Source organism: Bradyrhizobium sp. (assembly GCF_049798375.1).
Classification (GTDB): domain Bacteria; phylum Pseudomonadota; class Alphaproteobacteria; order Rhizobiales; family Xanthobacteraceae; genus Bradyrhizobium.
In genome coordinates this window covers 22,526-29,152 of record NZ_JBARGP010000568.1, presented here as the reverse complement: position 1 = coordinate 29,152, position 6,627 = coordinate 22,526, and the positions used below count along the sequence as shown (strand labels likewise).

The following is a 6,627-nucleotide window of genomic DNA, read 5'->3' as shown; positions in this document are numbered from 1 at the left end:
CGGCGAGCCGGCGCGCTGCTCCGGTCGGGGCATGCGCGGCGGCGACGAAGCCGTCCCAGCGCCAGACATCGCCTTCCGGCGATACTAGCCGCTGGCCGGTCTTGAGCTGCGACACCAGCTGTGCGCCGCGCTCGCGCGACACCACGCCGATCTGCGCCAGACGACGTGCCAGCTCCGGCGGCGCCTGGACGTAAGCGGCGAGCGGCTCGACGCCCTCGGGGAGCGCGGGATCGGGACCCTCGTAGCCGGCGATGGTCCAGCGCATCGGCGCCGACGGATCGACCGGCGCGTCGAGATCGTCGCCGAGCACGGCGCCGAACGCCTTCTCATAGCCCTTGGCGGCCGTGACGCCGTCGATGATCGGCGGCCACAGATTCTTGGTCTCGCTGTTGACCATCTTGGAGATGGTGCGCGCCTCGGTCTCGAGCCGCTGCACGCGCTTGTCGGCTTCCGCAAGCGGTGCGCGCGAGGCTTCGAGCTTCTGGCGAGCGGCGGCTTGCGCGGCTTCGCTGGCCTGCGCCGCCCCCTCGGACACGGCAACCGCTTCTTCGGCGGCTTCGAGCGTGGCCGCGAGCGTGTCGAGGTCGCCTAGATGGGCAGTCTCCTGCACCAACCGCTGCTCATCGGCTTGAACGGAGGCGAGTTCCTGGTCGAGCCGCGCCAGCCGGTCGCGATGGCCGCGCACATTGGCTTCGAGCTGGTTGCGCTGAGCGGTGAGGGCCGCGAGCTGCGTGGTCAGCTCGGTGAACTGACGCTCGGTCTCGGACAGGCCGGCTTCGGCCTCGCTGACGCGCTCCTCGACGCCGCTGCGCATCTCGACGCGCGCCAGAATCTCTTCCTTCAGCTCCGCGTCTTCGGTCTCGAGTCGCTGCAGCGCGACCTGGGCATCCTGGGTCTGCTGCTGCTCGCGCGCCACGTCTGCGGTCAATTGCATCAGGCGGCGATCGAGCTCGCCGGTGCGCTCCTTGGCGCGCTGCTCCTCGCGATCAAGTATGTCGCGCGCGCTCTTCAGGCGCTGCAGGGTCGCGGCCGCGCGGGCTTCGGCATCGCGCAGCCCGGGAATGTGTGCGGAGCGGATTGCCTGGATGCGCGCCGATTCAGCCTGCTCGCGGGTGCGCTCGGCCATCTCGCGCACGCTGAGGTCGTGCGCCTGGGCGGTGTCGTTGAGGTCGGCATGGGCGCCGATCCAGCGCAGGTGATAGAGCGTCGCCTCGGCCTTGCGGACCTTGGCCGCGACCTCGCGGAAGCGGATCGCCTGGCGCGCCTGCTTCTTCAGGCCCTCCATCTGGCCGCCAAGCTGGCCGATCACGTCCTCAACACGAAGCAGGTTGGTCTCGGCGGCCTTCAGCCGCAGCTCGGCCTCATGGCGGCGCGCATGCAGGCCGGCGACGCCGGCGGCGTCTTCCAGAACGCGGCGACGCTGCTCGGGCTTGGCCTGAATGATCTCGCCGATCTTGCCCTGGTGGACCAGGGCCGGCGAGCGCGCGCCGGTCGCAGCATCGGCAAACAGGATCTGCACGTCGCGGGCACGCACGTCACGGCCATTGATCCGATAGGCCGAGCCGGACTCACGCTCAATCCGGCGCGAGATTTCCAGCAAATCCTTGTCGTTGACGGCGGCCGGCGCGGTGCGGTCGGAGTTGTCGATCGTCATCACGACTTCGGCGTGGTTACGCGCCGGGCGGTTGCCGGAGCCGGCGAAAATCACCGCGTCCATGTCGGTCGCACGCAGCGATTTGTGCGAGGTCTCGCCCATCGCCCAGCGCAGCGCCTCGACCAGATTCGACTTGCCGCAGCCGTTCGGTCCGACCACGCCGGTGAGGCCGGGTTCGATCACGAAATCAGTCGGTTCGACGAACGTCTTGAAACCGTGGAGACGAAGACGCGTGAGTTTCATGCACAGGTTCTCTGTTGGCGGGAAACGAATCTCCCTGCCGTGACAATACCATGGAAGGTGATGTCAAAGTGGCCGAGTCGCTTTCGGGCGGCTCATCTTGAGGTCGCGACAATGGCGACGGCGGCGCTTCAGGGCAACCCGGCGGACTGCTTTTCCAAGGCTTTATCGAGGACTGTGGCGTGTGGGCCGCGCGGAACCGAATCACAAACGGCCCGAACGATGCTGTCCGGGCCGCTTTGGTTTTGACGGTTGTATCAAGCCTTTACGGCATACAGCGAGCTGATCGCTGCACCGGCGAATCAGCTCTTCAGAAGCGGGTTGATCCTCTTCTCGAACTCCTCGATCGAGGTCTCGCCCTTGATCTTCTCACCATTGATGAAGAAGGTTGGCGTCGAATCCACTTTGAGAACCTCGCTGGCGTATTTCTGGTCGGCTTCGATCTTGTTGAGCAGCGACTGATCCTTCAGACAGGCTTCGACCTGTTCCTGGCTGAGGCCGGCCTGCTTGCCGATTCGCGTCAGCGTCTCGGTGGTGTTCTTGACTACCCAGTCGTTCTGCGAGCGGAACAGCATGTCGGTGACCGCGAAATATTTCTGAGCGTCGTCCTTGGCGATGCAGCGCGACAGCATCGAACCGGCCGCGGCTTTGATGTCGAGCGGGAATTCACGGAAGATGTAGCGGATCTTGCCCGTATCGATGTACTCGGCCTTGAGCTTGGGGAAGACGTCCTTGTTGAAGGCCGCGCAATGCGGGCAGGTCATCGAGGCGAATTCCATGATCGTGACCGGGGCGTTTGCCGGCCCGAGCGCCATGTCCGGCAGCGATACCGGCTTGGCGACGTCAGCGGCGGTCTGCGCCATGGCTTCGGGAAGAATGGCCTCGGTGATCAGCCGCAGCGGCGAAAGCCCGGCCAGGGCGGCGAGGCCGGTCAGGGACAGGGCAGCGGTGAAGGCGCGGCGGGTGATGATCAAAGGTCTGCTCCCGGATTGGCGCTGGCGCGCGCAAGACACACTCAAGGCACACTGAAATGCGGGCATTTGGCTATCTTGAAACCGCAGATGTGGCAATGCCGGCCGGTCAGAAGCGCTGTTGGCGCTCTCAATTTCGCTTGATGGAGGCGCCGAGCCGGGCCAGCGCATCACGCAGCGCGTCATCCTCAACCGCCGAGAGGGTTTCGGCGACCTGCGCAACCATCCCGGGATCGGGGGGCGATGGCCGTTTCGGCTTTGGCCGGCGCGACAACGGCCCTTGCCGCAGCGCGAGCCGGCCGATGGCGTGCCAGCCGAAGAAGCGGTTGACCCGCTCCAGGATCACGTCGGACGAGTGCTGGATCTCGAGCGCCATCGGCCCCTCGACCCGCAGCACCAGGGTCGCCGGATCCTGCGGCTGTCCGTCGACCGGACGCGGCCACTGGATCTTCAGGGGCTCGGCATGGGCCGCGATCTGAGCCCCGGCGATCTCGGACCATCGGGTGACGAGCTCCCGCGAGGCAAAACCCTGTTTGGCATAGGCAGCCGTGAGCACGTCGCCCATCATCACCGAGAGGGGCTTTGCGCTGATCGGGCGGGGCTTGGACATCGTGAACTCGTGTGGCGCCGTCGTTGCCCGGAACCTTGCTGCGCGCCGGAAAGAAAGCCGTGGATGCCCGCGTCAAGCGTGGGCAGGACGTGGAGACTATGCCACCCGACGTACTAGATTATCCATATGGTGTCATCGGCCGTTCGTCCCAAACCCAGATCCCGTAATCCCGATCCTGATGTGACAGATCGCCCCGCACGGCTGCTGGCCTGGTACGACCGGCATCGCCGCCGGCTGCCATGGCGCGCCGCGGCAGGCGAGCGGTCGGACCCATATCGGGTCTGGCTGTCCGAGATCATGCTGCAGCAGACCACGGTGCGGGCGGTCGGCCCATATTTCGAGAAGTTCCTGGCGCGCTGGCCTGACGTCGCTGCGCTCGGCCGTGCTGCGCTCGACGACGTGCTGCGGATGTGGGCCGGGCTCGGCTATTATTCGCGGGCGCGCAACCTGCACGCCTGCGCGGTTGCGGTGCTGCGCGACCATGGCGGCACCTTCCCGGACACCGAGGAGGGCCTGCGCACGCTGCCCGGGATCGGTCCCTACACGGCGGCTGCGATCGCGGCGATCGCCTTCGACCGCCGCACCATGCCGGTCGACGGCAACATCGAGCGAGTGGTGTCGCGGCTGTTCGCGGTCGAGGAGGCGCTGCCGCAGGCGAAGCCGCGCATTCAGGAACTGGCTGCGACCTTGCTTGGCGAGACCCGCGCCGGCGATAGCGCCCAGGCGCTGATGGATCTCGGCGCCTCGATCTGCTCGCCGAAGAAACCGGCCTGTGCGCTATGTCCATTCGCCGAGGATTGTGTCGCGCGGACGCGGGGAGATCAGGAAACGTTTCCGCGCAAGGCGCCGAAGAAGACCGGCGCGCTGCGGCGTGGGGCTGCCTTCGTCGTCACCCGTGGCGACGAATTGCTGGTGCGCTCGCGGCCCGAGAAGGGCCTGCTTGGCGGTATGACCGAGGTGCCGGGCTCGGATTGGCTGGCAGGCCAGGAGGATGACGCGGCACGCGCGCAGGCGCCGAAGCTATCAGGCGTCTCGCGCTGGCACCGCAAGGCCGGAATCGTCACCCACGTCTTTACGCATTTCCCGCTGGAGCTCGTGGTCTACACGGCGCAAGTGCCGGCGCGAACACGCGCGCCTGACGGCATGCGCTTCGTGCCTGTCGCGACCTTGGCCGACGAGGCGCTGCCCAACCTCATGCGCAAGGTCGTTGCGCATGCTTTGGACTGATTGGGCTGGACTGGTTAAGCGGCGTTCGCCGTGCGAGCGTCCGGGTTTGGCGACTGCACGACGCGATTCCGTCCGGTTTTCTTCGCAACATAGAGGCCTTGATCGGCACGCTCGATCATGTCCTGCACGTCGCGATCGTTCGCGTCGAGCAGCGCGAAGCCGATAGAGACCGTTGCAGAGATCGCGCCGGCCGCGCTCTGGATCGTCGTCGCCTCGATCGTCGTCCGGATCCGCTCGGCAAGCATCAACGCGGTCTGCTGATCGATCTCGCGCAGCAGGACCACGAACTCCTCCCCGCCAAAGCGGGCGGCCTTATCGGTGGTCCGGATGGCGCGGCCGATGATCCCAGCGATCTGCTTGATGGCCTCGTCGCCAGCAGCGTGGCCATGGGTGTCATTGATCTTCTTGAAATGATCGATGTCGATCATCAGCGTCGCCATCTGTCGCTTGTAGCGACGAGAGAACTGCAGCGCGTCCTCCGCGGCTGACAGGAACGAGCGCCGGTTCATCAGCCCGGTAAGGAAATCGGTGTCCGCGAGCTTCTGCAGCTTGAGCAGATCCTCCTGCAGGTGCATCGCGTTCTCGCTGGCGCGCAACTCGGCTTCCTTGGTGCGCTCCTCGGCGACGCCGATGCGCCGCAGCAGCGATCGCAGGGCCGAGCTCAACTGGACGACCTCGGCCGACCCGCTCCGCCTTGCCAGCATCGTGGGCCCGGCCGCGCGGCCGATCCGATCTGCCTCCTGGGCGATCTGGATGATCGGCCGGGCGATGCGGCGCGAGACCAGCACGGCGAGCGAGATTCCGACCAGGGCCATGACGCCGCCGATGGTCAGGATGATCTGTGCTGAGGTGATCGCAGCCGCGAGCGCCACGCTGGTCGGCTGGCTCGCGATCACGATCCAGTTCAGTCCCTGATATTCGCGGTGGCCGGTGGCAACATGGAACGCCGTCAACAGCTGCCGTCCCGCAATGCGCTCGGTGAGGGCGCCATCGCCTTGGCTGAGCATCCGCGCCAGGCGATCAGCCGTGTATTTGACGGTGTCCTTGCCCGGTCCGACCAGCACGGTGCCGGTCTTGCTGACGATCGAAAGCCTGATCTCGGGCGCGCGGGCGTTGTCTTCGCTGTCCTGAATGACCGCGTCGGCCCAATCCCAGTTCAGATGGCCGCCGAGCACGCCGAGCAGCTTGCCGTCGGCATCGCGCACCGGCATTGCCATGTCGACGAAGCGATAGGGCTCGCCGTTGGTTCGCGCCGCCAGCAGCGAGGACAGCAGAACGGCTTCGTGGACGTCGCCCACTGCCATGCGCTGCAAGCCCTCCTTGAACCAGGGCCGGGCCATCACGGACTCGCCTTGCAGCAAGCCGCCGGTCGAGGCCACGACCAGGCCGTCGACATTGGCGAAGCCGATCCATGCGAATTCGGCGTAGTTTTGCTGCAGCAGTTCCAGCACATGCCGAAGCTCGACGGGGTCGTTCTGCCACAGCGGCTGCAACGGCCGCAGCTTGGAGAGCAGCTCCAGCTCCTGCTGGCGCACGGCCATGAAGCGATCGAGCCGGCCGGATGCCGCGGCCGCAATGCCGGCCAGATTGCCTCTCACCAGCGCGGATGTGTTGCGGTAGCTGATGAGGGCCGCGCCCGTCGCCAGCGCCCCGATCAGGACCACCAACATGGCGGCGGCGGCCGCGGCGATCTGAGCCCGGACGGTCAGATGATCTTCGATGGCGTGCACGCGGTGCGCCAGTTTGTGCAAAATGGTTCGCATCGTAATCTCGTTTGATATGCGAAGCATTCCGCACGGAGACCCGTCTCCGAGAGGTTTACCACGCCGGGTTGTTCGCCGACATGTTGAACCCGCGATGAAGCGATATCCTGAAGGGAGACTTAAGCAGTCCAGTTTGTACGGCATCACTCAGGTCGCTGCTGA

General features: G+C 66.2%; 5 protein-coding genes. 1 reads left to right on the top strand and 4 read right to left on the bottom strand.

The annotated features are described in order from the left end of the window. The 3 genes from WA702_RS22800 to WA702_RS22790 all read right to left on the bottom strand — a co-directional run. Positions 1 to 1,897, bottom strand: a 1,897-nt coding sequence (locus WA702_RS22800; RefSeq protein ID WP_425112820.1) for a chromosome segregation SMC family protein, incomplete at its 3' end; no start/stop codon positions are given. Positions 1,898 to 2,196: 299 nt separating this feature from the next. Continuing rightward, a complete protein-coding gene (locus WA702_RS22795) occupies positions 2,197 to 2,868 on the bottom strand; it encodes a DsbA family protein (protein WP_425112819.1) in 672 nt (223 codons plus the stop codon). 127 nt (positions 2,869 to 2,995) lie between these two features. Beyond that, a complete protein-coding gene (locus WA702_RS22790; RefSeq protein WP_425112818.1) occupies positions 2,996 to 3,475 on the bottom strand; it encodes a DUF721 domain-containing protein in 480 nt (159 codons plus the stop codon). A 126-nt stretch (positions 3,476 to 3,601) separates the two neighbouring features. On the opposite strand from WA702_RS22790, the gene mutY reads away from it, so the two are divergent. Next, the gene (mutY, locus tag WA702_RS22785; protein ID WP_425112816.1) at positions 3,602 to 4,702 is read left to right on the top strand and encodes an A/G-specific adenine glycosylase; all 1,101 of its coding nucleotides are present in this window, start codon (positions 3,602 to 3,604) and stop codon (positions 4,700 to 4,702) included. Between the two features lie 14 nt (positions 4,703 to 4,716). Here mutY and WA702_RS22780 read toward each other — a convergent pair whose 3' ends face one another. After that, positions 4,717 to 6,465, bottom strand: coding sequence for a diguanylate cyclase (locus WA702_RS22780; RefSeq protein ID WP_425112815.1), 1,749 nt, complete (start codon positions 6,463 to 6,465; stop codon positions 4,717 to 4,719). Between the last annotated feature and the right edge of the window lie 162 nt (positions 6,466 to 6,627).